The following is a 26803-nucleotide window of genomic DNA, read 5'->3' as shown; positions in this document are numbered from 1 at the left end:
GGCCCGTGATTTCCTCGGGCCTTTTTGCGCCAATATGAAGGAGAATTTCGGAGGAGTGAGAAAGGTGACCTATCCAGATCAAACAGAGTGGGAATTGTGGTATGATCGGCCCGCTTCCCGCTGGGAGGAAGCTCTTCCCGTCGGAAACGGGCGGATCGGTGGCATGGTCTTTGGCGGGATTCATGAAGAAACGATTGCATTAAATGAGGATACGTTATGGTCGGGATTCCCCAGGGATCAGCAAAACTACGATGCGCTTCGTCACCTTGGACCGGCACGGGAGTTGATTTTTGCCGGCAAATATAAGGATGCCGAAAGGCTGGTCGACGCAAAAATGTTGGGTCGGCGCACGGAATCCTACCAACCGCTCGGGAATTTGCGATTGGAGCAGGGGGGAGTTGAGGCGGCAGGGGAAAGCGGAGTTAGCTCGTTCCGGAGAGAATTGGATTTGGGAACGGGGATCGCCGCTACGAGCTATCGAATAGGCGAGGCAGCTTATCAGCGCGAGGTGTTTGTCAGCGCGGTTGACCAGGTGCTGGTCGTGCGTATCGCTGCGCATGGGGAGAAACCCATTGATTTGACCGCTTCGCTGGATTCGTTACTGCGGTATCAAATCGGAAGCGAAGGGGCGGAAACAGCCCGAATCGTCATGACAGGTCAAGCCCCCAGCCATATCGCCGACAATTATCGTCGTGACCATCCACAGTCGGTTTTGTACGAGGAGGGCTTAGGCCTGTCTTTTGAGGTACAGCTGCTGGCGTTGACAGAAGGCGGCACGGCAGAGGTGGATAAATCAGGTCGACTGATCGTCCGCGGAGCACAGTCTGTGACGCTGCTGTTAGCCGCCGCGACGAACTTTGCCGGTTATGAGATGGCGCCGGGAAGCGGCGGGGTGGACCCGGCAGAGCGGTGCCGGACTGCGTTGATCGCGGCGGCGGAGCTCGGCTATGAGCGGCTGCGTGAGCGCCATGTGGAAGATCACCGCCGGCTGTTCGAGCGCGTAGAGCTGCGCTTAGGCAGCGCTACCGCGGCAGCGGAGCGGGCGTCACGGCCGACCGACGAGCGGCTAGAAGCCTATCGCAGTGGGGCAGAAGATCTTGCGCTGGAGGCGCTGTACTTTCACTATGGCCGGTATCTGTTAATGGCCAGCTCCCGGCCAGGGACGGAAGCCGCCCATTTGCAGGGGATCTGGAACCCTCATGTACAGCCGCCGTGGAATTGCGGGTATACGACCAACATCAATACGCAAATGAATTATTGGCATGCAGAGATAGCGGGGCTGCCCGAGTGCCATGAGCCGTTGTTCGAGTTGATCCGCGATCTGAGCGTTACCGGTAGCCGAACGGCGCGAATTCATTACGGCGCTCGGGGCTGGGTAGCTCATCACAACGTGGATTTATGGCGTCAGTCCACGCCGTCGGATGGCGAATCAAGCTGGGCGTTCTGGCCGCTCGGCGGGGTATGGCTGTGCCGGCACTTATGGGAGCATTATCAATTTGCACCGAATGAATCATTTTTGCGGGAGACCGCTTATCCGTTAATGAAAGGGGCCGCTGAGTTTAGCCAGGATTGGCTCGTGGCCGGACCCGACGGACGGCTCGTTACAGCGCCTTCGACTTCGCCGGAGAATAAGTTCCTGACACCGGATCGCGGCGAACCCTGCAGCGTCTCCGCCGGCAGCACGATGGATCTGTTCTTGATCCGGGAATTATTTACGCATACGATTCAGGCAGCGGAGATCCTTGGCCTTGATGAAGCGTGGCGAGTGGAACTGGCGGAGACGCTGGCGAGCATGGCCGAGCCACAAATCGGCCCGGACGGTCGGCTGCAAGAGTGGAGCGAGCCGTTTGCGGAAGCTGAGCCGGGACACCGGCATGTGTCACATCTCATTGGCTTCTACCCGGGGGACGCGATCACCGTACGGCAGACGCCGGAACTGACGGAAGCCGTACGGCGAACGCTGGAAGAACGTATCCGGAACGGCGGAGGCCATACCGGTTGGAGCTGTGCCTGGCTAATCAACCTGTACGCCCGGTTGGGTGACGGGGAGACCGCACACCGCTTCGTGGAAACGCTGTTGTCGCGCTCCACGTATCCGAACCTGTTCGATGATCACCCGCCATTCCAGATTGACGGTAACTTTGGCGGAGCGGCCGGCATCGCTGAAATGCTGCTGCAAAGCCATATGGACGGCATCGATCTGCTGCCCGCTCTACCCGCGGCCTGGACGAGCGGCCGGGTGAGCGGCCTTCGGGCGCGAGGGGGATTCTCCGTCGACCTCGCGTGGGAGGAAGGTCGCTTAACGTCGGCCAGGGTTACGTCGACGGTCCGAGGCGAGTGCACGCTGCGCGGGCTGCACGGCCTGTCCGTTCGCTTGCCGGATGGCCGCGCCGTCCAGGAGGGGGACCGTTTTCAGACGGAAGCGGGAGTGACGTATATCGTGGGCTAAGAGACTAGCGGCACAGAACTAATGCAAGCGGCGAAACTGCTGAGGCGTCATACCCGTATGCTTGCGAAAAGTGGCGACAAAGTGGCTGGCATCGCGGAAGCCCGTTTTTCCGGCGATGGCAGATACAGTAACGCCGGGCTCGCTGGCCAGATGCTCCTTTGCTTTATGGATGCGCATGTGGGTGAGGTAGCTGTATGGCGCGAGGCCAAACGTTTGCTGGAACAGCTTGCTGAGATGTCTGCCCGACATCCCAACGACGTCCGCCAGGGTATCCAACCCGATGTCGGGGTTGCCGTATTCCTGCTCCATCCAGGCGAGCAGCGGACCTAGCTTCTCCATATTACGAGGGACGGCGCTGCTGCTTACCTGACCGAACTGGCTCAGGACGGCGAGAAAACGATACACCTCTGTCGAGGTTTCCAGGCCAAACAAGTCCTGGATGCTGTCCAGCTTGTTCAGTAATTGACCGAGAAGCGGGGTGAGGGGCGCCTCCGCTTCCCAGCGGAACATCGCGGCCTCTCGGATCCCAAACGCGGCTAGGATCGAATTGGCGGCCGCTCCGCCAAAGGTGAGATAATACGTCTCCCATTTCGAGCTCCGTTTGGCCTCGTAAGCATGCGGCATGTCCGGCGGCAACAGCATTCCGCTGCCCGGCGGAAGCGGAACTGTTCCGTTGGCAAAGGTCAATTCTCCTTCGCCTTCGGCGGTTTGCAGCCAATGGTAATAAGGATATCCGTCCGGACGAGCGATTTTTTCCTGATTCGGATTATAGCCTACGCTTTCCAGAAGCAACGGAAGATCCGGGGTAGCGGCCGGAGAGAAAACGAAACGGGTAAATGCCCGTGAGCTCATCGTGATGAATGCCTCCTTACTTGATCCATATTATTATATAACAATACGAAATTATTATATATAAAGCGGGAAAATTCTCTTTTACAATGGACTTAGAAGTTATATTTGCTAAAGGATGTGGGTAGGGTGATCAACGATAAACTGCCGAAAATCTGGTATGGCGGCGACTACAATCCGGAGCAGTGGGGACCGGACATTTGGAAAGAGGACGAACGGATGTTTAAGCTGGCGGGCATCGACGTTGCTACGGTTAACGTCTTTTCCTGGGCATTGAATCAACCGGACGAAGAAACCTATGACTTCACGCAATTGGACGAAACGATCGACCGCTTGTACAAGAGCGGAGTTCATGTATGCCTCGCAACGAGCACGGGAGCACACCCGGCTTGGATGGCCCATAAATACCCTGACGTGCTGCGCGTTGACGTGCAGGGTCGAAAACGTCGGTTTGGCGGACGTCATAACTCCTGCCCGAACTCGCCGACCTACCGCAAATATTCCACACGTCTGGCCGGCAAGCTCGCCGAACATTATAAGGACCATCCAGGCCTGCTCATCTGGCATGTCTCCAACGAATACGGCGGGTACTGTTATTGCGACAATTGCGCTGCGGCCTTCCGCGTTTGGTTGCGGAAGCGTTACAAAACGCTGGATGAGCTCAACCGGGTTTGGAACACGCGGTTCTGGGGCCATACGTTTTATGATTGGGAAGAAATCGTGGTCCCGAACGAATTGAGCGAGGAATGGGGCGGAAGCCGCACGAATTTCCAAGGGATTTCGCTCGATTACCGTCGCTTCCAGTCGGAATCGCTGCTGGAATGCTACAAGCTGGAGTATGATGAAATCAAGAAGCATACCCCAACCCTTCCCGTGACGACGAATCTGATGGGGCTCTATCCGGAGCTAGATTATTTTGAGTGGGCCAAACATATGGATATCGTCTCCTGGGACAACTATCCGTCCTTAGATACGCCTGTCAGCCATACGGCCATGACCCACGACCTGATGCGCGGGCTGAAGAGCGGTGCCCCGTTTATGTTGATGGAGCAGACGCCAAGCCAGCAAAACTGGCAGCCGTACAACTCCCTCAAGCGTCCCGGCGTGATGCGGTTATGGAGCTATCAGGCGGTCGCCCGCGGTGCCGACACGGTGATGTACTTCCAGTTGCGCCGCTCGATCGGGGCTTGCGAGAAATACCACGGGGCGGTCATTGAGCACGTCGGTCACGAGAATACCCGGGTATTCCGCGAGGTGGCGGAGCTTGGCCGAGAGTTGGAGCAGCTTGGCGGCACCCTGCTGGACGCGCGGACCGAGGCGAAGGTGGGTATCGTATACGATTGGGAGAACCGCTGGGCGATCGAACTCTCAAGTGGGCCAACCGTAGCTTTGAATTACGCGAACGAGGTGCACAAATATTACGATGCGTTGTTCCAAATGCACGTGGAAAGCGACATGGTGTCGGTGGAGGAAGATTTCAACAAATATGAAATCGTGATTGCGCCGGTCATGTATATGGTGAAGCCGGGATTTGCGAAGAAAGTGGAGGAGTTTGTGGCCGCCGGCGGGACGTTCATCACCACCTTCTTCAGCGGCATCGTGAACGAAAATGATCTGGTGACAACCGGCGGTTATCCGGGCGAGCTGCGTTCCGTGCTGGGCATCTGGGCGGAGGAGATCGACGCTTTGCTGCCGGGCCGCACAAATCAAATCGTGATGAAAGAAGCCTGGGGCGCATTGTCAGGCCAATACGAATGTGGTCTCTTGTGCGATTTGATCCATACCGAAGGTGCTGAAGTGCTGGCGGAGTACGGATCGGATTTCTACAAGGGGATGCCGGTTATAACGGCAAACCAGTACGGTAAAGGCCGCGCTTATTATGTAGCGAGCAGCCCGGAAGCTGCCTTCCTGCAAGGGTTCCTGAAGAACCTGTGTGAGGAAAAGGGGATCAAGCCGCTGCTTGACGCTCCAACTGGCGTCGAAGTAGCCCGTCGCGTCAAGGACGGCAAAGCCTTCCTGTTCCTGCTCAACCATAACGAAGGAGCAGCCGAGGTAGAGATTGGCTCGTCCGGGATGAAGGATTTGCTGGCGAATGCCGAGGTGTCAGGCACCGTAACGGTGCCTGGCCGGGGCGTCGTGATCTTGGAAGACCGGAAATAAATAAAAACCGCAAGGCCGTGGTCGGGGCCTTGCGGTTTTTTGCGCTGTTCCTTCAGCAATGTTGTAGGAACTGCAACATTGCTAGCAGGATAGATGGCTTTCGAAGCAAAGTGTTGTTGTTTCCGAAACATTTTACCCACGGACGTGAGCGGACCACCGTCGCGGCGTTTAGCTGTTCTCCAAGATCGTGTTCAATGTCGTGCGGTCTAGCCCGCGCACGAGGCGGATCAGCAGCTCCTTAGCCGCATCGTAATCATCCGTATGGATGATCGATGACGACGTATGGATATAACGGGAGCAAATGCCGATAACGCTAGATGGCACGCCGGTGCCGCTGAGATGTACCTGCCCGGCGTCCGTGCCGCCCGGCGACACGAAATATTGGTATTTAATCTTGTGCGTGTCCGCCGTATCGCGGATATACTCGACCAAACCGCGGTGGGTGATCATCGTCGGATCGAGGATGCGAAGCAATGCGCCGTCGCCCAAGCGGCCAAACGCCTTTTTATCACCGGTCATGTCGTTAGCGGCGCTGGCGTCCAAAGCGAGGAAAATGTCCGGCTTGATCAGATTGGCCGCTGTCCGCGCCCCCCGCAAACCGACTTCCTCCTGCACATTGGCACCGGCGTAAACGATATTCGGCAGCTTCTCTCCATGGAGCGCCTCAACCAACTCGATCGCCAAACCTACGCCATAGCGATTATCCCAGGCTTTGGCCATGATTTTCTTCGGATTGACGAGTGGAGTGAACTCGCAAATCGGCACGATCTGCTGGCCGATCCGTATTCCGGCGGCCTCGGCCTCTTCGCGGCTGTCGGCGCCGATGTCTAGATACATCGCCTTGAGATCTACCGGCTTATTCCGCTGCGACTCGTCCAGCAGATGCGTCGGGATCGATCCGACCACGCCCGTGACCCGGCCGTCAGGCGTAATAATTTGCAGGCGCTGTGCTAATACGGCCTGGCTCCACCAGCCGCCCAACGGTTGAAACGATATCATCCCGTTGTCGCTGATGCCGGTGGTCATGAAGCCAACCTCATCAAAATGTCCGGCAACCATCACCCGAGGCCCTTGCTCGTCGCCGCGCAGTACCCCAAACAAGCTGCCTAAATTATCTTGTACGAACTCCTGCGTATAAGCAGACAGTTTGTTTTTGACGAGGGCGCGCAGTTCCCGTTCAAAGCCAGACGCCGCCGGGAATTCCGTCAGCTCTTTAAATAGCTCGCGCGTTTTTTGATCCATTGTATTCTCTCCTTTTTCTGTATTCGCATGTAAACATTCCATCTTAGTATGAACTACCTTTTTTCGATTGTCCATGCGGCTTATTGCTCTTGAGGTAAACCCTCCGCCGCACCCAGCCTCCACAAGCGGCATATACTGCAGCATGCAGCAGTCTGATGGGCGAATGAGGGAGGCTACGCTTATAATGGAACGATATGCCAAAGATTGGCTCATAATTTGTCTTCTATTCATCCTGCTGGTCATCATCCTTCAGTATTTATGAATGGTCTGAAGATACTCCAAGATGGCAGCGCTTATTTAGCAATACCCCGTCCCGCCTAACGCGAACCCGCCGGAAGCTGATTCCTGCGGGTTTTTCATGCCGTAAACCATGGATGATTTTCCAAACATAACAAGCGGTCGGATGACAAATAATGAGTATACCGTGCAAGTTAGGAAAAGAAGGAGGAATGCCGTTTGCCTGCAAAAGCGAAAAACAAGCCGGGAGCCCGTGTGAAGCTGAACCACCTGCTGTTGACGGAGCAAGACTACAAGCAGGTTGCCGACCAGCATAAACCCAAAACGAACATTTGGGGCAATTGCCTGAGGGCGTTTCTGGTCGGCGGGCTCATCTGCCTGATCGGCCAATGCATCCAGCAACTGTTCATGACCTTTGCCGACATGACGGCGCGGGAGGCGGCCAGTCCTACGGTTGCCGTGCTGATCTTCATCTCCGTCGTGCTCACTTCGATGGGGGTTTACGATAAAATCGCCCAGTGGGCGGGGGCCGGTACAGCCGTACCGGTAACCGGGTTTGCCAACTCGATGTCCTCCGCGGCGATCGAATCCCGAGCGGAGGGGCTTGTCCTCGGCGTTGGCGCCAATATGTTCAAACTGGCGGGATCCGTGATTGTGTTCGGCGTCGTTGCCGCCTTCATTGTGGGCGTTATCCATGTCATCTTCGGCTTGGGAGGAGTGCATTAATCCATGCTGATCGGCGCACAAACCTGGGAATTTCGCTCCAAACCGGCGATCATCGGGGCGGCGACGGTCGTCGGACCTGAAGAAGGGGAGGGGCCGTTGTCCCACACCTTTGATTTCGTATACGACAATTTGGAAATTGACGAGAAGACATGGGAAAAAGCCGAACGCAAGCTGCTGGAACACGCATCCGCGCTCGCATTAGTCCATGCCGGTATCAATCGGGAGGATTTGTCCTTCTTCATCGGTGGGGATTTGATGAATCAAATCATCACCGCGACGTTTGCTGCCCGTACGATTGCCGCTCCGTATCTCGGCGTGTTTGGCGCCTGCTCCACCTCGATGGAGAGTCTGGCTCTCGCCGCTTTCCTGGCCGATGCAGGAGGGGCGCGTTACGTCATGGCCGGTACGGCCAGCCATAACTGTACGGTGGAGAAACAGTTTCGCTATCCGACCGAATACGGTTCGCAAAAACCGGCCACGGCCCAATATACGATTACCGGAGCGGGATGCGCGGTCGTATCGAAGGAAGGTTCCGGTCCCCGAATCACCCATGCGACGATCGGGCGGATCCAGGATCTTGGCGTCAAGGATCCGTTTAACATGGGGGCGGCGATGGCTCCGGCTGCGGCGGATACGCTGGTCTCTCATTTTCGCGATACCGGCCGTGGGCCCCAGGATTACGATTTGATCGTTACCGGAGACCTCGCTTCGGTGGGACATGCTATCGTCAAGGATCTTCTCGACAAAGACGGCGTCTCCATGAACCAAACGGAATTCAACGATTGCGGGCTGATGATTTATGATCGTGACAAACAAACCTACGTCAATGCTGGAGGCAGCGGTTGCGGCTGCTCCGCGGTCGTCACGTACGGCCATATTTTACGAAAACTAAAAAACCGGGAACTAAACCGGGTGCTGATCGTTGCTACGGGTGCTCTCTTGTCGCCGCTGTCTTATCAGCAAGGCGAGAGCATACCCTGCATCGCTCACGCGGTCGCCCTGGAACAGGAGGATAACGGAAGATGATATTTGTATGGGCGTTTTTGGTTGGCGGGTTAATTTGCGTCATCGGCCAATTGATGATGGATGTGCTGAAATTGACCCCAGCGCACACGATGAGCTCGCTGGTTGTAGCCGGCGCGGTGATGGATGCGATCGGGTGGTACGATCCGTTGGTGAAGTTCGCCGGAGCAGGAGCCTCCGTGCCGATTACGAGCTTCGGCAACTCGCTGGTTCACGGGGCGTTGACCGAATTAGAGCGGGACGGTTGGATCGGGGTGATCACCGGGATTTTCGATGTGACTAGCGCGGGGATCTCGGCTGCGATCATTTTTTCCTTCCTCGCCGCGCTTGTGGTACGGCCTAAAGGATAATATTTCGGAAATTTGCACGCTTTTTACGGGTATCAGTGTACTCCCTATCTATCTTCATGTAAAATAGGTAGATATATACAGGTCTTATTTGGGAGGGAAAATGCGTGCCCGTACATGAGCAATCGATGCAAACTTTAACCGCCGTAAAGAACAACCTGGAGTCGTGTATTTTAGGAAAGTCGTTTGAAATCAAACTGCTGCTCTCGGCGCTGCTGGCCGGCGGCCATGTATTAATCGAGGACGTACCCGGTACTGGCAAGACGCAGCTCGTCAAGGCGCTGGCCAAATCGATGAGCGGCGATTACCGGCGCATTCAATGCAACCCGGACATCCTCCCCAGCGATATTACGGGGGTTTCGGTTTTCCATCCCCATGAGGAACGTTTCGTATTTCGGCCGGGTCCGGTGATGACTCATATTTTGCTGGCGGATGAAATTAACCGAGCTACCACCAAAACGCAGTCTGCCTTGTTGGAGGTCATGGAGGAGCGAAGTGTGACTGCCGACGGCGTAACCCACCCGCTTCCCCATCCTTTTATGCTTTGCGCTACGCAGAATCCAATCGATTTCGAGGGCACCTATCTGCTGCCAGAAGCGCAGCTGGACCGTTTTATGATGAAAATCGGCATCGGCTATCCCGACGCCGGGACAGAGAAAGCGATGCTTCGCTCCCATAGCCAGGGTCAACCAGCGGACCAATTGGAACCGGTTACAACCATGGAAGAGATCTCGGCCATCCAAAGCGAGGTACAACATGTACATATCAGCGAACCATTGGCTGATTATTTGCTGGAGATCGTTCGCCGAACGCGGGAACATGAAGATGTTCTGCTGGGAGCTTCTCCGCGGGCTTCGCTGGCGTTTATGGCCGCGGCAAAAGCGTATGCTTTCTTGGAGGAACGGGATTATGTGCTGCCGGACGATATCAAGACGCTGGCGCCGTTCGTTCTGGAGCATCGAATTCTATTGCGGCCCGAGTCCCGTCTGGGGCACCGGAACGTCGGTGAAGTGCTGCAGCAAATTCTACGGCAGGTCCATGTACCGGTCGCTGTGGGACGGTAACCGATGCGTGCGCTGGTCGAAGGCGTTAAATTAGGCCTCACTTCCCGCAAGTTCTGGAGAGTTGCGTCCGTCTGGCTCATCTGCCTGCTGTACGTCTTGTTTCAAGGCGGGAAAACCTCGCTGATGTTGTTTATGATGGTTTCGGTGCTGGGCTTGTATTGGGCGATCGGCGGACTCGGCGGCGTGAAGCGAATCCGAGGTTCAAGAACGCTGTCGCTTTCCGGGGAACGAGGCGGGTTGCTTCAAGCCGGGGATCAAGTGCTGGTCAAGCTGCAGTTGCAGCTACCTGCTTTCCTGCCTCTTCCTTACATCGTTGTCCGCGAAACGCTGCGACGCCACAACGGGGATACCTGGGTATTCGAGGATAGCGTGGTGCCTTACTTCAGCTCAAGGTCTGAGTTGGTGTATAAGACGCCGTCACTTGAGCGCGGCAAATACGCATTCACCGGTACGAATTGCAGTGCCGAGGATATCTTTGGCCTGGTGGAGCATACCAGTGTATTCCAAACCGGTGGGGAGTTTCGGATCCTCCCCCGGACGGTGTTTATCCCCCACTGGGAGCTCTACAGCCGCAATTCGCGGCTGGCTGGTCCGGAGACCGCCGTTGCCCTGTCGCGCCGGGAATCGACCCAAATCAACGGGGTGCGCGACTATGTGTACGGGGATCGGATTTCCCGTATTCACTGGAGTGCCACCGCGAAGACGGGGACTTGGAAATCCAAAGAATTTGAACATGAATCGCTGCCCAAAATGCAATTGGTGTTGGACGCCCACGCCAGCGGATATCTTCGCCCTGCGCAATTTGAATTAGCGGTCTCCACTGCCGCTTCGCTGCTGGAATACGGGGCTAGAGAACGAATCAGCATGGGCCTTTGCACCTTGGGGAAGACCCTCCGTCATTTTCCGCCAGCGGAAAGTTATCTGGAGCGACAGCAAATGCTGCACCAGCTTGTTGATATCAACGCGGATGGGTTCGGCAACTATAAGGAACGCATGGAGGCGCAACAGGAACTTTTTCAGCCGGGAGCGTTTTTTATCCTTATCAGCCCGCTGGCGGACGATAAGGTGCTCGCTATGTTAAGGTTGGCCAAATCCCGGCAGATGATTCCGTATCATATCCAGATCGGGGAAGAGTCGGTGGCGGAGGGCATGTCAAACTCCTACCGCGCCGGCAAGCGCACCGCCTGGCAAGGGACCCTGCAGGAACGGGGACTGCGAGGCGTTTACGTCTCCTCGCTCCGCGAGCTTCCCGCGGCGATGGGGGGGGCGAAGCTGTGAAACAAGCTACATCCCCACAACATTCCAAGTCCTATCGGACTCTAACACTGCTATGGGTAGTTATAATCGCCATGCAATGGATCGATTTTACGGAACCGCTCTGGTTTTCGGTGACGACGACTTTAGTGACCGTAACGATAATCATGATGGCATTGGTGGAATGGCTCCTGCCGGTGCAGGCCGGTTGGAAATGGACGATTAAAATTATCGTGCTCCTGACCGTATGGCGCTTTATCTTGACCAGTTATGGCGTATATGTTCCGTATGGGCCGTTTTACCCGGATCAGATCCGCGGCATGGCGTTGACCTTTACGCCGTATATCTGGTTTTCGCTTGTGGCTTGGGGGCTACTGGAGGCCGTGCTGCGGCTAGTTATGAACCGCCCGCGAATCCTGCTCTTATTGGCGGTCCACCTGATTACCTTTGCGATTTTGGATTCATTTACACCTTATCATTTATGGAAAAACGTAGCTTGGATTGTCTTTGCCGGCCTCGGTTGGCTGGTGAGTACACACTTCTACGGATACCGCATGAAATATCCCCAGGGCTGGCAGCGTCTGCGGCAAAGTCCAGTAAAAATCGCCGTGAATATTGGCATCGTGTTCACTTGCGTGCTGCTGATCGGCATCAGTATGCCATCGGTCTCGCCGACGTTGACCGATCCGTATACCGCTTGGATTAAGCGAAGCGGGGGAGGAGGAGGCGGCCCCTCCGCGCTGTCCGGCGCCCTTGGGGATGGCCCGTCAGCGGTCAAGGAAGAGATCGTCTCCGGCTATAGCCGGGACGACAAAACCCTTGGAAATGGCTTCGAATTCAGCTACAGCCCGGTCATGTCGATCGATACGCCGGTGAGGTCTTATTGGCGGGGAGAAACCCGGAGCGTTTATTCCGGTACGGGATGGGCTGATCTTGAGCAGGAAGGCCGGGACACGGAACGTTACCGCGGCGCTCAAGACGCTGACCCGCTTGGGCATGAGCAGCCGGGCAAGGTGGAGACGATGCGGGTCGAGCAAACGGTGACGATGAATACCGACAAAGTGTATCCGGTGATGTTTGGCGGATACGCCATCGAAAGTGTCGAGTTGCTTGACGAACGGCAGCAGTCCGATATGCGCTGGGCCGGGAAACAAGCGGAGATGTTCTGGAATGGTTACCGCGATCCCGAGGATTTGCCGGATTACCCGCGGAAATACAAGGTTGTTGCCAATATCCCTTTGATTCCGCTCGAGGAGTTGGAACAGGCCAGTTACGAAGCCTTATATCCGGAAGGAGCTCCGGAGGAATATTTGCAGCTGCCGAGCAGTTTGCCGCAGCGGGTCAAAGACCTAGCTGAAGAGATCACCGCGGAAGGCGAGACCCCCTATGCGAAAATGGATCTCCTGCAGCAATACCTCCGGCAGAATTACGAATATACGAACAAACCGGATTTAGCCCGCAAGCGCAGCGATGACTTCGTGGACAGCTTCTTATTCGAAATTCGGCAGGGATATTGCGATTACTATTCCACGGCGATGGTCGTTATGGCCCGTTCGCTGGGCATACCGGCCCGCTGGGTTAAAGGGTACGCCCCCGGCAGTCAGCCAAGCGACGAGATGATGATGCGAAGTCCGGAGCTGGGCCGTGCGTATAATGTGAGCAATGCCGACGCTCACTCCTGGACGGAGCTGTATTTCGGCGATTACGGCTGGATTCCGTTCGAGGCGACGCCTGGTTTTGTTTCACCGATCATGGAAGCACCGGAGGACAGCGAAGAGGCTTTCGCGCTGGATACGGACACCGATACGGAGGTTTCGGCAGCCGAAGAAGGCTTCTTTTCCAAGATCGATCCGATCATCATGCAACGAATTTTCATCACGGCCGTAAGCGTGCTGTTGCTATGGACGCTGTACCAGCTGCGCTCGGAGCTTTATTTCCTCTGGCTCCGCCTGCGATTGGGCCGGCCGTTGACGCCGGCTGAGAAGGCGATCTACGAAACGTTACGGCTGGTAAGACGACTGCGTCACAGAGGTTATGTCCGTGGCGACCAAGAGACCTTACGGGAAGCGTTCGGACGGTGGAAGCTGGAGCAATCGCAGCTTGCTGAAGCGCTGGATCCGCTGCTGCTCATTTATGAGCAGGCGAATTATGGCCGGAGTCCGGCCGCCGCGAATTGGCGCAAGGCACGGGAACTGTCGCGGCAAGCCGTCAAATTGGCTGGCGGAAACCGTTGGAAGCAGGCCTTACCGAACAGCGGCAAACGGTTCCTTGGACGATAATGGGTCGGATTGCCGCCTTCAGGTGGACCGGGTTGGCATTGCCGATAGGAACGACTACCCGGGACTATTCGTTTGATTACGCCACCGCGCTTGCGCGGGAGGCGTTTTCTTTTTTAAAATAGAAGCATGATGGGGGAAGAATATGGTATAGTTTGTCGTATGAAACCGAGGTGAACGTATTTGTTTGAGAAGTTTATGCCGAATGTGCGCGTAGACAGCGTATTCGATATCGATCTGGAAGGACTCTATGCCAAAGGCTACCGCGGCATCATCACCGATCTGGACAACACTTTGGTCGGTGCCAAAGCGCCGCTGGCCACTCCCGAACTGATCGGTTGGTTTGAGAAAGTGAAGAAATGCGGGTTTAAACTCGTGATTGTGTCAAACAATAATTTGGACAGGGTGTCGGTATTCGCGAACCCTTTGAATATTGAGTTTGTGCACGCAGCCAGAAAACCGTCCGGCGCAGCTTTTCATCGAGCCATGGAAATGATGGACCTTGGGCCGCAGGAGACGATCGTCGTGGGGGACCAGATGATGACCGACGTGTTTGGCGGTAACCGGCAGGGGCTCTTTACGGTGCTCGTGCTCCCGATTGCCGTACAGGATGAAGGGATCGGTACGAGGATCAACCGCCGGCTGGAGCGGATCGTGAAGCGGCGGCTGGGTAAGGTTGGATTATGGCTCGAGGAGGAAAAGAAGCGATGACGGAAGTACAGAATGCAGAGGGCGCTCTTCGCTGCAGCGGATGTGGCGTTTTGCTGCAAACTGGGGAACCCAGCAAGCCGGGATTTGTTCCGGAACAAACCTTAACGAAGGAACCGGTGATTTGCCAACGCTGTTTCCGAATTAAGAATTACAATGAATCTTCATCCGTTACGGTGGAGCAGGACGAGTTCTTGCGCCTATTGTCGCAGATCGGCGGTAAGGAAGCACTGGTGATCCATATCGTGGATCTGTTCGATTTTCAAGGCAGCGTTATATCCGGACTTCAACGGTTTGTTGGCAACAATCCGGTGCTGTTGGCGGTGAATAAAACCGATCTGCTACCCAAGGTGACGAACTGGAACAAGGTACGGAACTGGGTGCAGAAGGAAGCGAAGGACCTGGGGCTGAAGATTGAAGACGTCGTCCTTTGCAGCGCCAAGCAAAACAGCGGTTTCGACCGGTTGCTTGAAGCGGTAGCGGCACGGCGGGGAGATCGGGACGTGTATGTCGTCGGCGCAACCAATGTCGGCAAGTCGACGCTGATCAACCGATTGATACGCGATTACAGCGATCTGGAGCAGGAATTGACCGTTTCACGCTATCCGGGCACAACGCTGGATATGGTGCATATTCCACTGGATGACGGGAAGGCGATCATCGATACGCCGGGGATCATGTATCCGTCTAGATATAGTGAGCTGGTAGCCCCCTCCGATTTGGGCGTTATTATGCCGGACAAAGCGCTCAAGCCGGCAGTGTACCAGCTGAATGAGGGACAGACGCTCTTTTTCGGCGGCTTTGGCCGGTTTGATTTTATTCAGGGGGATCGCCAATCCTTTACTTGTTTTGTCAGCGGCCGGGTGCCGATTCACCGAACGAAGCTGGAGCGGGCGGACGAGCTGTTTGCGGAGCATGCCGGGGAAATGCTGGCGCCGCCGAGCAAGGAGCATCTCGAAGCATTGCCGGAGTGGACGCGTCACGAGTTCCGAATTCCGAAGGGCAGCCGAAGCGACTTGTTTATTTCCGGTCTGGGCTGGATCAAGATCAACAATGACTTTGGTTCAGTAGTTGCGGCGCATGTGCCTAAGGGTGTGAAGGTGCTCGTCCGGCCTTCGTTGATTTAGGAGCCAATTCATCGGGTGGTCTATCATAAGGGTAAAAAAGGGCGCTATTTGATCGTGGATGCAAGTTTGGAGTGGGATAGCGGTAATTTTAGGCGTTATTTTCGGCTTATGGCCCAAAAGTAGGCGCTTTTCGGTAACACCAGGCGAATTAGGGCCGCAAAATACCGCTATTTGTGATATAAAGAGGACTTCGGGGGAAATAAGGCCCATTTATACCTTTATTATTCCCAGAGTCGGCTGAGCAGGAGGAGAACCGATGGGAGAGCAAGCGAATCACGAGAAATGGGAAGGTGAACAGGCGCGGGAAGGCGGCCGCGCCGGGCAGCCGCTGCTGCTCGGCGTCATCGGCGATCCGATCCAACATTCCAAATCGCCGGTCATGCATACGGCCGCGCTCAAGGCCTGCGGGCTCGCAGGCGCTTATCTGCCGTTTCACGTTAAGGGAAACCGGCTGGAAGAGGCGATCCGGGGCGTTCGCGCGCTGGGGTTCCGGGGCATCAATGTCACGGTCCCGCATAAAGTGGAAGTGATGGACTACTTGGACCGGATCGACGAGGGAGCCCGGTTAATCGGAGCGGTGAACACGATCGTCAATGACGACGGTGTGCTCACCGGGTACAATACCGATGGGATCGGGTATATCCGATCCCTAAAAGAGGAAGCGGCCCCAGAACTAAGAGGAAAACGTGTGCTGGTGCTGGGCTCCGGCGGCGCAGCGCGCGGGATCGTATATGCGCTGCTGCAGGAGGAGCCGGGCCTCGTGACGGTCGCCAACCGTACCGCTGTGAAAGCGCGGGAAATGGCCAACGAATGGGCGCATCTCGGCCGCTTGAACGGCTGCGGGATGGAGGAACTGGATGAAGTTCTACCGGAAGTTGATCTCATCATCAACACCACCTCTGTCGGTATGCATCCGCACGTTGGGGATTGTCCGCTGGATTCGCGGCAGATCCCGGAGGAGATCGTCGTTAGCGATCTGATCTACAATCCGCTCAAGACAGAGCTCTTACAGCAAGCCGAGGTGAGAGGATGCACGATCCATAGCGGACTCGGAATGTTCGTCTACCAGGGAGCTTACGCGTTTGAGCATTGGACCGGCCGGACCGCTCCGGTTGAAGCGATGCGGGCCGCGGTTTTAGCGAGCATGCATCAATAAAGTGAGTTGTCGCATAATTGAATATTAAGGAGTCATGAAACGACATGTTAACGGGAAAACAAAAACGTCACCTGCGCAGTATGGCGCATAGCCTGCAGCCTATTTTTCAAGTAGGCAAGGGCGGAACGAATGAGCATATGGTCAAGCAGATTTCGGAGGCACTCGAACGCCGGGAGCTAATCAAAATTTCTGTGCTCAATAATAACCTGGACGATCCGCAGGAAATCGCGGAGGAGCTGGCGAAAGGCGCCGGCGCCGAGCTGGTTCAGTTGATCGGTCGGACGATTATCCTCTACAAAGAATCTCGCGAATACAAGCAAATCGAACTTCCATAGGTTCGGAGGAAACGCAAAATGAGAAAAATCGGCATTATGGGCGGGGCGTTTGATCCGATTCACCTCGGCCATCTCCTGGCGGCGGAGGCCGCCCGAGAACAATATCATTTGGAAGAGGTTTGGTTCATGCCCTCCCATATCCCTCCGCATAAGCATCAGGCCGGCGTCAGCGGCCAGCAGCGGCTGGAGATGGTGGAGGCGGCGATCGCCAGCCATCCGGCTTTCAAACCGCTCGACATCGAGCTGCGCCGCGGCGGGGTATCCTATACCGTGGAGACGATCCGGGAAATCCGTTCGTTGCATCCCGATCTGGAGTTCTATTTCATTATCGGGGCCGATATGGTCAATTATCTTCCGAAATGGGAAGGGATCGAGGATTTGGCCGGGATGCTCTCGTTTATTGGGCTGCAGCGCCCTGGGAGCTTTCTGGAGCTGGACGCGCTGCCCCCATTCATCCAGGAGGCGGTGCAGCTCGCAGAAATGCCGCTCGTCGATATCTCTTCGAGCTTGATCCGCAGCCGCTTATCCGCTGGACGTTCAATCCGGTATATGGTCCCGGACGTCGTGTATGAATATATGACAAGGAGCGGATTGTATGGACTACAGCCGTGAGGAACTGATCGCTGCTGTTTCCGCGGGGATGCCTTCCAAACGTTGGAAGCATGTTGAAGGCGTAATGGAGAGCGCGGTCATCCTGGCCAAGCGGTATGGAGCCGATCCGGTCAAAGCCGATTTGGCCGCCCTGCTGCATGACCTGGCTAAGTTTTGGCCGATTGAAGAGCAGGAGGCGATCATCCGCGATAACGGCTTGAACGCCGATTTGCTCCGGCATGACAAGCAGCTGCTGCATGCCGAAGTCGGGGCTTTTATCTCGAAGCGGGATTACGGCGTGGAGGATGAAGAGGTGCTGGACGCGATCCGCTACCATACCTCGGGCCGAGAGGGCATGACCCTGCTGGACAAAATCGTCTGCCTGGCAGATTATATCGAGCCGGGGCGCGAATTCCCCGGTGTGGAGAAGATTCGTGAACTGGCGGAGACGAGTCTGGAGGATGCGCTGGTTGCCGGATTCGACTCGACGATCTCTTTTTTACTGGAGAAGGGTAAACCGATCTTTCCGCTGACGTTATTGGCGCGTAATGATTTGATAGTAAACCGAACAAAATCAAGGGAGGCTGAGTGAATGGCGGTAAATTCAAACGAATTGTTGAACATGGCGGTGCAAGCCGCAGACGATAAAAAAGCGATGAACATCGTAGCATTGGATTTGAAGGGGATTTCTTTGATCGCGGACTATTTCGTGATCTGTCACGGCAACTCGGATACACAGGTGCAGGCGATCGCCACGGAGATCCGGAAAAGAGCGCATGACGCTGGCGCGAACGTTCGTGGCATTGAAGGTATGGATTCCGCACGCTGGGTACTGATGGATCTAGGCGATGTGGTCGTTCATGTGTTCCATCGGGATGAACGCGAATATTACAATATTGAACGGCTTTGGTCGGATGCCAAAGTCGTGGAGACGGTATGAGTCTGGTCGCAGGGACGATTGTATCTTTGCCGATAGATCGCGAAGTTTCGCCATACGGCTATTTCCTTAGCGCGGGTGGACAGGATGTCCTTCTCCATTACTCTGAGCTGACCCGTCAGGTTAAGCCGGGGGAACCGGTTGAGGTATTCCTGTTCTTCGATACGGAGGACCGTTTGGCAGCCACGATGAAAAAACCGCATCTGACGCTTGGCGAGCTGGCGTTGCTCGAGGTGGCGGACGTACATCCGCGGCTGGGCTGCTTCCTAGAGATGGGTTTGGGTCGTCAATTACTGTTGCCGATCCGTGAGCTACCTGAGTTGAAGGAGCTCCATCCACAAGTTGGTGATCAGGTGTACGTCATCATGGAGCACGACAAGCAGGGACGACTCAAAGCGAAGCTGGCGGGTGAGCAGGAGCTCGCTCCTCACGCCTTCCATGCCCCGGAATCCTGGAAAAATCAATGGCTGGACGCCATCGTCTACAAGCCGCTGCAAATGGGGACGTTTGTTGTCGTCCAGGGCGGCGTGTTGGGGTTTGGCGCGATCGGAATGATCCACACATCAGAACGCAATCGTCTACTGCGGCTAGGTGAACGTGTGCAGGTTCGCGTATCCCATATTCGCGAGGACGGGCGCGTGAACCTGGCGATGGCTCCGCGCAAGGAAATCGGCATGGGCCAGGACGCGGAGCGCATCCTCGCGTATCTGGAGAGCCGCCCGGGCGGCGGTATGCCGTATTCCGACGCGACACCGCCGGACCTGATCAAGCAGCGGTTTTCGATCAGCAAATCCGCGTTTAAGCGGGCGATCGGCAAGCTGATGAAGGAAGGCAAGGTGGTCCAGAAGGAAAACTGGACCTATTTGGTCGAGTCGCCGGCAGCTGGCGGAGACGACTCAAAACAACCGGAAGCCTAAGTAACAGCAGCATCCAGACAGAAAGCGGTGACTAGCAAGCCCATGGCATCCTATCGGAAATTTGCTTATGTGTATGACGAATTGATGGAAGACATGCCTTACCCGGACTGGATCCGATTTGCCCGCACGGCCTGGGAGCGGCATGGAATGCCGCGGACGGTCGTCGATCTCGGCTGCGGAACCGGCAGCATCACGATTCCACTGGTGAATGCCGGGTTCGAGGTGACGGGGATCGACTTGTCCGCCGACATGCTGGCAGTGGCCCGCCGTAAAATGGAAACGACACCCCAAGGTGCCCGGCTGTTCCGCGAGGGCAGCGTGCGCTGGGTGCAGCAGGATATGACGGAGTGGTCCGTGCCTGAGCCGGTTGACGCCGTCATTTCTTTTTGCGATTGCTTGAACTATTTACTGGAAGAGGACGATATTGTTCGCACCTTCCGCCGTACATATGAAGGATTAAAGCCCGGAGGAACGTTTCTGTTTGACGTGCACCACCCCAACACTTTAGTTCGGTACGAGGAGGAGCAGCCGTTTATTTGGGATGAGCCCAGCGTGTCCTATATCTGGACATGCGAACGGGATGCCTATCGGAATGAGATCGAGCATCATTTGTCGATCTTCGCTCGCGAGGAGGAGCAAGGGCCGGGGTTATACCGCCGATTCGAAGAAACGCATATCCAGCGGGCCTACGACCCGGCATGGATGAGAAGCGAGTTGCTGCGTTGCGGATTCCGCGACGTAACCATTTACGCGGATTTCGAGTGGGTGGAAGCGGTGGATGACGCGGCCCGGCTGTTTTTTGTGGCGGTGAAGTGATCGTGTTCTTATCCATGTGAAGCTACGCATCATACAACTGAATAGATGCAAAAGTGCAGTTATTTTGGAGTCATTTTGATGCCAACGACGAAATAGTTGCGTATGTGCAGTTATTTTTGGCGATGAACGGGTTTTTGCCCTTATACTCTCAAAAATAACTGCATTTTTGCAGCAAATCGCGAGTTTGAGAACAGACTTGAGGAATTAGCTGCATTTTTGCACTAATTTCTTCATGAAGGATCGCGGGTTTCCAAAGTTATAATGGGAAACAGAGTCGAATGGAAAGAGGAGAAACGCATGAAAAAGCAGCTGACCGTTTTGTTCCAAGGGGATTCCATCACGGATGGAAACCGGGGACGAGACAAGGATCTGAATCATATTCTGGGGCATAGCTACGCTTATATCATCGGTGCTAAGCTGGGCAATGATTTCGCACATTTGAAGCCTACCTTTGTCAATCGGGGCGTGAGCGGCGACCGGGTTTCTGATCTGTACGCCAGATGGAATGAGGATGCAATCAGCCTGAAGCCAGATGTTATCAGCCTGCTGGTTGGCGTTAACGACGCTTGGCGGCAAATGAGCGGTGAACCTAGCGGGGCGACGGATCGCTTCGAGCGGGCGTACCGTCATTTGCTGGAGGAGACGAAGGAAGTATTGCCAAACACCAAGCTGGTGTTATGCGAACCGTTTATCTTGAACACCGGTGCTACGGCGGAAAAATGGACCGAGTGGGAGCGCCTGGTGGGGCGATATCAGGACACCGTGCGCCAATTGGCCGAGGAGTTTGGTGCGGTGCATGTGCCGCTGCAGGACGCTTTTGATGCGGCGACCGAGAAGGCAGAGGCGGCATACTGGCTCTGGGATGGCGTCCATCCGACGGCGGCGGGTCATGATTTGCTGGCCGGACGTTGGCTGGAGGTCGTAGGACGCAGCGGATTGTGGGACTAAGCGAACATGAACAAAGGGTTTAAAGCGGAGGATATCCGTTTTAAACCCTTTTATTTTTGACGAAACATTTCTTTCAGTACACGGTAGGCACGCGCTTGTTCCTCAGCGGGCTGCTCTTGCAGCAACTGCACGATTTATTCTACCAATTGAATAATACGCATCGCGGATTGATCATTAAATACGTCGAATTATTCGAACGTTATCGGAGCTTCGCTTCTGCTCATGTTATAGATACCTATCAGGAATTAATTGGTAAATTGAAACAAAATGATATGCAAGCCTAAACAGTTACGCCTCAACCCCCTGTATTCTTCTATCATTCCGTAAAAATTAAATAGTTATTGTGCCGATAATTCAGTATAATTCTCTTATACCCTATTGAACGAACCCTTCAGAGAGGATTATCTACCTAATGAATGTAGCAGCAACTAAACCAGTAAAGACAAATCGACGTTCGAAGTCGTCTCCACCGCCTGTACGGATTTTCTCGCTCGGCGGGATCGGGGAGATCGGCAAAAATATGTACGGCATCGAATATAGAGATGAGATCATTCTGATTGACGCGGGGCTTAAATTCCCGGATTCCCGCTTGACGGGCATTGATTGCATCATTCCGGATATTCGTTATTTAATTGACAATAAGCATAAAATGAAAGGCCTGTTCCTCACCCATGGTCACGAGGATCATATCGGCGCGATTCCGTACGTGCTTCGCCAATTGCAACTGCCGATTTACGGCGGCCCGTTGACCATCGGGTTGGTTAAAGCCAAGCTAGAGGAGCATCGGCTGCTCGGACAAGCGGAGCTGCATGTGTTCCAAGAGAACGATCGGTTCGCGTTTAAACATTTGGCCGTGCATTTCTTCCGGACCACGCACAGTATCCCGGATGCCTTCGGTATCGTCGTTGATACCCCATACGGGTCGATCGTGCATACGGGAGATTTCAAATTCGATTTCACGCCGGAGGACCGTCCTGCCGATCTATTTAAAATGGCCAGCGTTGGCGGTGAAGGCGTATTGGCGCTGCTCGCCGACAGCACGAACAGTGAGAAGGAGGGCTTTACTCCTTCCGAACGTCGGGTCGGCGACGCAATCTTGGATTCGTTCCGCGGCTGCCATGGGCGGATCTTGTTCGCTACCTTCGCCTCCAACGTACATCGGCTGCAGCAAGTCGTGGAAGCGGCGACCCTCGTGAACCGTAAAATTGCCGTCATCGGCCGCAGCATGGAGAAAGTGTTCGCCATCGGCCAGGATCTGGGATATATCCGCGTACCGGAAGGCATGCTGATCGACGTGAAGCATATCGACCGTTACCCCGAGGAGCAAGTACTCATCGTCTGCACCGGCAGTCAAGGAGAGCCGAACGCGGCGCTCAGCCGGATCGCTTCGGGGGCCCACCGGAGTGTGCAGGTTTATCCGGGAGATACGGTCATTTATTCGTCCTCGCCGATTCCCGGCAATGCACAGAACATCAACCGCAGTATCGACTTGCTGCTGCGGGCTGGCGCGAACGTCATTTACGGCTCGATTTTCGACATTCATACGTCCGGGCACGGTTGCCGGGAGGACCTGAAGCTGATGCTCAGCTTTATCCGTCCGAAGTACTTCATCCCGATTCACGGTGAATATCGGATGTTGCTTAGTCACCGCAATCTGGCGCTGCAAACGGGCATTCCCGAAGATCATGTGTTTGTCATGAACATCGGTGACACGTTATCGGTGTACCGGAACCGGGCCAAACGGGGGCGGACCATCCCTTCCGGGCAAGTGCTAATCAGCAACGGGGAGATGCGTCCGACCTCAGAAGACGCGCTGCTGGTTGAACGAATGGAGCTGGCTCAGGAAGGCATCGTCATCGTCGTGATGACGGTTGACCGTAAAACGCGGCAAATTCTAGCCGGACCGGATATCGTCTCGCGCGGCTTCGTCTACATGCAGGACGCCAGGCCGTTGCTGCGCCGGGCCGAAGCGATGCTGAAGCGGAGCTTGAACCGGCTTGGCGAGAAGGAGTCTTACGATCAAAACGCTTGGCTGCGGGCGACACAGCAGCAGCTGCGGCGATATTTTGTCAAAGAAGTGGGCCGAACCCCGCATATCATGCCGTCCATTCTGGAAGTCTAGTGACGGCAGGGAGCTTCCCGAGAAATAGGGAGGCTCCTCTTTTTATTTGACCACCTGTTCATATTTCCGTATAATGTGTAAAAATATAGGAGATTCCGAAGGAGGGAGATCCAATGACGAATGAACCCACGATTCGTTCCGTGATCAGCCGCCAGCTGGAAAGGAAAGGATATTCCTTGCACAGCTTTTCCCACCGTTCAGGAATTAATCGGGGAACGCTCAGTGCCATTTTAAACGGAAATCCCCCCAAACCTATCTCCATCGGGCAGCTAGACTTGATCACTGAAGCGCTCGAGCAACCGATCGGACGGTATTATCCCTTATACATTGAGGAGTGTATCGATTCCGGGCATCCGAACCGGAGGAGATTGAAGTCGTTTATGCTCCGCTGCGCGGAAATTGGAGAATTGGCCTGTATTGAACAGGTGTTGTCCCGTCTGGCCGAGGACCTGTCCTATCTCCCGATGATTTTTGCTATTGGCGAGGAACTCTATGAAGAAGGAAGGCGCGAAGCGGCGGGGCTATTCTACCAATCGGTTTGTGAATACGAGAAATATCAGCATTCGGAACGTTTGGCGATCAGCCAATACCGCCTGTTCCGGATGAACCTGGGGGATGACGCGGAATCGAATCTGCGGTCCGCGACCTGGTTCGAGCCGTACCGCAACCGGCTTCCGGAGGATCTTCAACTCGACGGGCTGCTTCATCTGGCGAATGCCTATTACACGCTGCAAAAGTGGTCTTATGTTGTTAGATTTGCCGAGGAATTGCAAACGCTGGCCCGGCGTATCTATGAAACGAGCCGCAAAACGACGTCTGCGAACCCTTATCACGAACTGCATTGTGAACGACACCTGGTGGTCTATTACGGTCAAGGGTATTTGTTGAAAGGCTCGGCCTTGGAGCATCAGGGGAGGTACGGCGAAGCGTTGGCCTGCGTGGCCGAATACGCGGATTTAAGCTGGTTTGAAGGCCTAAACGAAACGGGTTGGAAAGAGGTCGGGAAATTTAAGGTTTGGGCCAGAGCAAACCGGTACAATCTGGAGATTTTGAATGGAAATGAAGCCATCCTTCCGGAATATATCGACTTCCTCAAAGAGCATCCCTATGAGGTTCTTCCCAGTTTGAGGATCATTGTCGAAGCGGCGAACCTTAACGGTTTTCTGATCGACGACGTATTAAAAGAGTTTCCCGTGAATACGGATTTATATAACCAGTTTCCGAATTACTATGTTTCTGCCGTCAATAAGGACCGGTACCTGGATTTAAACTACCAGCTGGCCATGTATTTGCTGCGAGAACAGAAAATCGCGGAAGGCTTGGAGAAATTGATCTATGCGCTCAAATATGCCGTTGCTCAGAAGAATAAGGAGTTTTTTATGAAAATGGTCCCGCTGTTTGAGCAGTATCGAAGCTTTGTTTCGTCCGAACAGCTGAAAGAGTACGAAATCTTGATGGGGGAGGTGTTGAAAGGTGCGGAAATGGATCTTGGCACTCACGCTGATCATTAGTTTCGGCACAGGGGGGCTCGGCAGCAGCCTCAGTTATGACGGTCATCTCACAGCCTATGAGAATGGGGTTGGGGGTTAGGCTGTCGCGAGAGAGGGGGCACTTCCGAACGTTGAACAAGCCGGTTCATCCGGGGTAACCCGAAGGGTGGATTGGCTTTTTTTCATATTATGCCTATTATTATAGTTTTCAGAGACCGGACATGAGATAATGATAACAAACTGAATCCAAAAGAAGGTGTGAATCTGAAAATGAATTCGTTCAGTGAAACTAGACCGAAACCGGGAAGCCCGGAAGTCGTCACGTTCGGCGAAAGCATGGCCTTGTTGATCGCGGAAGGGGGCAAAGGGCTCGAATATGCAAGCGCTCTCTCGCCATCGTTTGGGGGTGCGGAATCCAACGTGGCTATCGGGTTGGCCCGTCTGGGGCAAACCTCGGGATGGTGCGGCCGCCTTGGGGACGATCCGTTTGGCCGACGTATTCTGAAGGTGATCCGTGGCGAAGGTGTCGATGTGAGCCGCGTCCGGTTGACGGACGAAGCGCCTACGGGCATGATGGTACGGGAGAACGTGGCAGGCAAAAGCTCGGTTTATTATTACCGTAAGTTATCCGCGGCCAGCTTCATGCGTCCGGAGCATCTGGACGAGTCGTATATCGCCGGGGCCAAGGTGCTGCACTTAACCGGCATTACGCCTGCGCTTAGCGCCTCCTGCGTGGAAACCGCCCATGCGGCGGTAGATATCGCCAAACGGCATGGGGTGAAGGTCAGCTTCGATCCCAACTTGCGCTTGAAGTTATGGAGCATCGAGGACGCGCGCAAGGTGTTGTTACCGCTTGCGATGAAGGCGGATTATTTCCTGCCGGGGCTCGATGAATTGAAGTTGTTATACGAGACCGATTCGGTGGATACGATTATCGGGAAGCTGCAGGAGCTGTCAGCCATTAGCATTATCAAAGGCGGAGACGACTGTACCTACGTGCTGGAACAAGGCCATTTGACCTCTGTCCCTTATTATAAGGTAGAGCACGTGATCGACACGGTGGGAGCGGGCGATGGATTTTGCGCTGGATTTCTGGCCGGCGTGGTGCGCGGATACAGCATGGTTGAGGCCGTTCGCCTAGGTAATCTGGTCGGGGCCCAAGTCATTCAGGCCGTTGGCGATTGGGAAGGACTGCCGAGCGCGGCGGAGATTGATCGTTTGCTGTCCGGTAAAGGGCATGTAGAGCGGTAAAGACTTCAACTAACTCTTCCGACGGAGATGAAATTAGCCTAGAATGTTAACGTGATCATTTTATTGTTTTTGCTGCATCCCCTCACGCCCAAGCCGCCGGAGCAAAGTTTCGGCGGCTTGGTTGTTTCTTAGGAGCGCTCGGCCGCGCGGTACCCAATCGCGGCTGCCTTGGGAGCGCGGCGTTCGCTTCGGCTCATCGGCGGCTGCCTGTGAAGGCCGCATGTTCCAAATCAAGCAGCCGGGTCTTCATCTCCAGGCCGCCGCGGTAGCCGGTGAGCGCGCCGTTTTTGCCGATTACCCGATGGCAGGGAACGGTGATCAGCAGCGGGTTGGCTCCGATCGCCGTACCAACGGCGCGGACGGAGGACGGTTTTCGGATGGCCTCGGCGATATCCGTGTAAGAACGGGTCTGCCCGAAGGGAATGTCGCAAAGCGCCTCCCATACCGCGAGTTGAAACGCCGTTCCCCGCAAATCGAAGGGGAGGGTGAAACGTTCGCGTTTGGCCGCCAAATACTCCGTCAGTTGAGCGGCGTAGGGTGCCAGGCGCTGCTCGTCCTGCATGAGCGGACTCCCTGGGAAGCGGCGGCCGGCCCATGCGGCTAGTTCTTCGAATGGCCGGCCGAAAGAGCCGACGTACGCCAGGCCATCGCCGGTGGCGGCGAGGTACAGGGTCCATTGGCCATCGTTGAGCCGTGACCAGTATATGGGTTGGGGTTGGTTGGTTTTCATGGGTAATGCACCTCCAGGCTTGATTGAATATAGCCGTGAACAACGATA

The 26803-nt window shown here is 55.2% G+C and carries 24 protein-coding genes; 21 read left to right on the top strand and 3 right to left on the bottom strand.

Going from position 1 to position 26803, the window contains the following annotated elements; all coding sequences use genetic code 11:
• Positions 1 to 34 precede the first annotated feature (34 nt).
• Complete coding sequence (locus KJS42_RS09435; protein ID WP_213622677.1) at positions 35 to 2449, top strand: glycoside hydrolase family 95 protein; 2415 nt, start codon at positions 35 to 37, stop codon at positions 2447 to 2449.
• Positions 2450 to 2467: 18 nt separating this feature from the next.
• Here the strand turns inward: KJS42_RS09435 and KJS42_RS09430 are convergent, their stop codons facing one another.
• Positions 2468 to 3301: an AraC family transcriptional regulator gene (locus tag KJS42_RS09430; RefSeq protein ID WP_213622676.1), complete on the bottom strand. Its 834-nt coding sequence runs from the start codon at positions 3299 to 3301 to the stop codon at positions 2468 to 2470.
• Positions 3302 to 3427: 126 nt separating this feature from the next.
• Between KJS42_RS09430 and KJS42_RS09425 the strand changes: the two genes are divergently transcribed.
• Positions 3428 to 5458, top strand: coding sequence for a beta-galactosidase (locus KJS42_RS09425; RefSeq protein ID WP_213622675.1), 2031 nt, complete (start codon positions 3428 to 3430; stop codon positions 5456 to 5458).
• Positions 5459 to 5626: 168 nt separating this feature from the next.
• Here the strand turns inward: KJS42_RS09425 and KJS42_RS09420 are convergent, their stop codons facing one another.
• Positions 5627 to 6700 (bottom strand): M42 family metallopeptidase, encoded by a 1074-nt coding sequence (locus KJS42_RS09420; RefSeq protein WP_155605672.1) that lies wholly within the window; start codon positions 6698 to 6700, stop codon positions 5627 to 5629.
• A 456-nt stretch (positions 6701 to 7156) separates the two neighbouring features.
• Between KJS42_RS09420 and spoVAC the strand changes: the two genes are divergently transcribed.
• The 19 genes from spoVAC (at position 7157) to KJS42_RS09325 (ending at position 26025) form a co-directional block, all read left to right on the top strand.
• A complete protein-coding gene (gene spoVAC, locus KJS42_RS09415; protein ID WP_213622674.1) occupies positions 7157 to 7663 on the top strand; it encodes a stage V sporulation protein AC in 507 nt (168 codons plus the stop codon).
• Between the two features lie 3 nt (positions 7664 to 7666).
• Positions 7667 to 8689, top strand: a complete 1023-nt coding sequence (gene spoVAD, locus KJS42_RS09410; RefSeq protein ID WP_213622673.1) for a stage V sporulation protein AD — start codon at positions 7667 to 7669, stop codon at positions 8687 to 8689.
• Positions 8686 to 9036 carry a stage V sporulation protein AE gene (spoVAE, locus tag KJS42_RS09405; RefSeq protein WP_155605669.1) on the top strand — a complete coding sequence of 117 codons (351 nt, stop codon included), beginning with the start codon at positions 8686 to 8688 and terminating at the stop codon, positions 9034 to 9036. Before spoVAD ends, spoVAE begins: the two co-directional genes overlap by 4 nt.
• A gap of 104 nt (positions 9037 to 9140) precedes the next feature.
• Complete coding sequence (locus KJS42_RS09400; RefSeq protein ID WP_213622672.1) at positions 9141 to 10097, top strand: AAA family ATPase; 957 nt, start codon at positions 9141 to 9143, stop codon at positions 10095 to 10097.
• Between the two features lie 3 nt (positions 10098 to 10100).
• Positions 10101 to 11375, top strand: coding sequence for a DUF58 domain-containing protein (locus KJS42_RS09395; protein WP_155605668.1), 1275 nt, complete (start codon positions 10101 to 10103; stop codon positions 11373 to 11375).
• 71 nt (positions 11376 to 11446) lie between these two features.
• Entirely contained in the window at positions 11447 to 13630 is a 2184-nt protein-coding gene (locus tag KJS42_RS09390; protein ID WP_213622671.1) for a transglutaminase-like domain-containing protein, read from the top strand.
• Between the two features lie 180 nt (positions 13631 to 13810).
• Positions 13811 to 14338: a YqeG family HAD IIIA-type phosphatase gene (locus tag KJS42_RS09385; RefSeq protein ID WP_155605666.1), complete on the top strand. Its 528-nt coding sequence runs from the start codon at positions 13811 to 13813 to the stop codon at positions 14336 to 14338.
• Positions 14335 to 15462 (top strand): ribosome biogenesis GTPase YqeH, encoded by a 1128-nt coding sequence (yqeH, locus tag KJS42_RS09380; RefSeq protein ID WP_193416432.1) that lies wholly within the window; start codon positions 14335 to 14337, stop codon positions 15460 to 15462. The genes KJS42_RS09385 and yqeH overlap by 4 nt, the downstream gene beginning before the upstream one ends.
• Positions 15463 to 15718: 256 nt before the next feature.
• Complete coding sequence (gene aroE, locus KJS42_RS09375; protein WP_213622670.1) at positions 15719 to 16618, top strand: shikimate dehydrogenase; 900 nt, start codon at positions 15719 to 15721, stop codon at positions 16616 to 16618.
• Positions 16619 to 16662: 44 nt separating this feature from the next.
• A complete protein-coding gene (gene yhbY / locus KJS42_RS09370; protein WP_155605663.1) occupies positions 16663 to 16953 on the top strand; it encodes a ribosome assembly RNA-binding protein YhbY in 291 nt (96 codons plus the stop codon).
• 18 nt (positions 16954 to 16971) lie between these two features.
• A complete protein-coding gene (locus tag KJS42_RS09365; RefSeq protein ID WP_213622669.1) occupies positions 16972 to 17565 on the top strand; it encodes a nicotinate-nucleotide adenylyltransferase in 594 nt (197 codons plus the stop codon).
• Positions 17549 to 18136: a bis(5'-nucleosyl)-tetraphosphatase (symmetrical) YqeK gene (gene yqeK / locus KJS42_RS09360; protein ID WP_155605661.1), complete on the top strand. Its 588-nt coding sequence runs from the start codon at positions 17549 to 17551 to the stop codon at positions 18134 to 18136. The genes KJS42_RS09365 and yqeK overlap by 17 nt, the downstream gene beginning before the upstream one ends.
• Positions 18137 to 18484 carry a ribosome silencing factor gene (gene rsfS, locus KJS42_RS09355; protein WP_193416429.1) on the top strand — a complete coding sequence of 116 codons (348 nt, stop codon included), beginning with the start codon at positions 18137 to 18139 and terminating at the stop codon, positions 18482 to 18484.
• Positions 18481 to 19398, top strand: coding sequence for a CvfB family protein (locus KJS42_RS09350; RefSeq protein ID WP_155605659.1), 918 nt, complete (start codon positions 18481 to 18483; stop codon positions 19396 to 19398). The genes rsfS and KJS42_RS09350 overlap by 4 nt, the downstream gene beginning before the upstream one ends.
• A 42-nt stretch (positions 19399 to 19440) precedes the next feature.
• The gene (locus KJS42_RS09345) at positions 19441 to 20214 is read left to right on the top strand and encodes a class I SAM-dependent DNA methyltransferase (RefSeq protein WP_155605658.1); all 774 of its coding nucleotides are present in this window, start codon (positions 19441 to 19443) and stop codon (positions 20212 to 20214) included.
• 297 nt (positions 20215 to 20511) lie between these two features.
• Positions 20512 to 21162, top strand: coding sequence for an SGNH/GDSL hydrolase family protein (locus KJS42_RS09340; protein WP_213622668.1), 651 nt, complete (start codon positions 20512 to 20514; stop codon positions 21160 to 21162).
• Between the two features lie 412 nt (positions 21163 to 21574).
• Entirely contained in the window at positions 21575 to 23284 is a 1710-nt protein-coding gene (rnjA, locus tag KJS42_RS09335) for a ribonuclease J1 (RefSeq protein ID WP_280516403.1), read from the top strand.
• 113 nt (positions 23285 to 23397) lie between these two features.
• Positions 23398 to 24795 carry a helix-turn-helix domain-containing protein gene (locus KJS42_RS09330; protein ID WP_213622667.1) on the top strand — a complete coding sequence of 466 codons (1398 nt, stop codon included), beginning with the start codon at positions 23398 to 23400 and terminating at the stop codon, positions 24793 to 24795.
• Positions 24796 to 25044: 249 nt separating this feature from the next.
• On the top strand, positions 25045 to 26025 hold the full coding sequence (locus KJS42_RS09325) for a sugar kinase (RefSeq protein WP_213622666.1): 981 nt from the start codon (positions 25045 to 25047) through the stop codon (positions 26023 to 26025).
• A 193-nt stretch (positions 26026 to 26218) separates the two neighbouring features.
• Here the strand turns inward: KJS42_RS09325 and KJS42_RS09320 are convergent, their stop codons facing one another.
• On the bottom strand, positions 26219 to 26755 hold the full coding sequence (locus KJS42_RS09320) for a methylated-DNA--[protein]-cysteine S-methyltransferase (protein WP_213622665.1): 537 nt from the start codon (positions 26753 to 26755) through the stop codon (positions 26219 to 26221).
• Between the last annotated feature and the right edge of the window lie 48 nt (positions 26756 to 26803).

The sequence above is a fragment of the Paenibacillus sp. J53TS2 genome (genome assembly GCF_018403305.1).
GTDB lineage: Bacteria > Bacillota > Bacilli > Paenibacillales > Paenibacillaceae > Fontibacillus > Fontibacillus rhizolycopersici.
Note: the sequence above shows the minus strand (reverse complement) of the source record. Positions and strands in the feature narration are given on the sequence as shown.

Coding starts and splice junctions, on each gene's coding strand:
- KJS42_RS09435 (WP_213622677.1), top strand. CDS start 35: ATGAAGGAGAATTTCGGAGGAGTGAGAAAGGTGACCTATCCAGATCAA.
- KJS42_RS09430 (WP_213622676.1), bottom strand. CDS start 3,301: ATGAGCTCACGGGCATTTACCCGTTTCGTTTTCTCTCCGGCCGCTACC.
- KJS42_RS09420 (WP_155605672.1), bottom strand. CDS start 6,700: ATGGATCAAAAAACGCGCGAGCTATTTAAAGAGCTGACGGAATTCCCG.
- spoVAD (WP_213622673.1), top strand. CDS start 7,667: ATGCTGATCGGCGCACAAACCTGGGAATTTCGCTCCAAACCGGCGATC.
- spoVAE (WP_155605669.1), top strand. CDS start 8,686: ATGATATTTGTATGGGCGTTTTTGGTTGGCGGGTTAATTTGCGTCATC.
- KJS42_RS09395 (WP_155605668.1), top strand. CDS start 10,101: ATGCGTGCGCTGGTCGAAGGCGTTAAATTAGGCCTCACTTCCCGCAAG.
- KJS42_RS09390 (WP_213622671.1), top strand. CDS start 11,447: ATGCAATGGATCGATTTTACGGAACCGCTCTGGTTTTCGGTGACGACG.
- yqeH (WP_193416432.1), top strand. CDS start 14,335: ATGACGGAAGTACAGAATGCAGAGGGCGCTCTTCGCTGCAGCGGATGT.
- aroE (WP_213622670.1), top strand. CDS start 15,719: ATGGGAGAGCAAGCGAATCACGAGAAATGGGAAGGTGAACAGGCGCGG.
- yhbY (WP_155605663.1), top strand. CDS start 16,663: ATGTTAACGGGAAAACAAAAACGTCACCTGCGCAGTATGGCGCATAGC.
- KJS42_RS09365 (WP_213622669.1), top strand. CDS start 16,972: ATGAGAAAAATCGGCATTATGGGCGGGGCGTTTGATCCGATTCACCTC.
- yqeK (WP_155605661.1), top strand. CDS start 17,549: ATGGACTACAGCCGTGAGGAACTGATCGCTGCTGTTTCCGCGGGGATG.
- rsfS (WP_193416429.1), top strand. CDS start 18,137: ATGGCGGTAAATTCAAACGAATTGTTGAACATGGCGGTGCAAGCCGCA.
- KJS42_RS09350 (WP_155605659.1), top strand. CDS start 18,481: ATGAGTCTGGTCGCAGGGACGATTGTATCTTTGCCGATAGATCGCGAA.
- KJS42_RS09345 (WP_155605658.1), top strand. CDS start 19,441: ATGGCATCCTATCGGAAATTTGCTTATGTGTATGACGAATTGATGGAA.
- KJS42_RS09340 (WP_213622668.1), top strand. CDS start 20,512: ATGAAAAAGCAGCTGACCGTTTTGTTCCAAGGGGATTCCATCACGGAT.
- rnjA (WP_280516403.1), top strand. CDS start 21,575: ATGAATGTAGCAGCAACTAAACCAGTAAAGACAAATCGACGTTCGAAG.
- KJS42_RS09330 (WP_213622667.1), top strand. CDS start 23,398: ATGACGAATGAACCCACGATTCGTTCCGTGATCAGCCGCCAGCTGGAA.
- KJS42_RS09325 (WP_213622666.1), top strand. CDS start 25,045: ATGAATTCGTTCAGTGAAACTAGACCGAAACCGGGAAGCCCGGAAGTC.
- KJS42_RS09320 (WP_213622665.1), bottom strand. CDS start 26,755: ATGAAAACCAACCAACCCCAACCCATATACTGGTCACGGCTCAACGAT.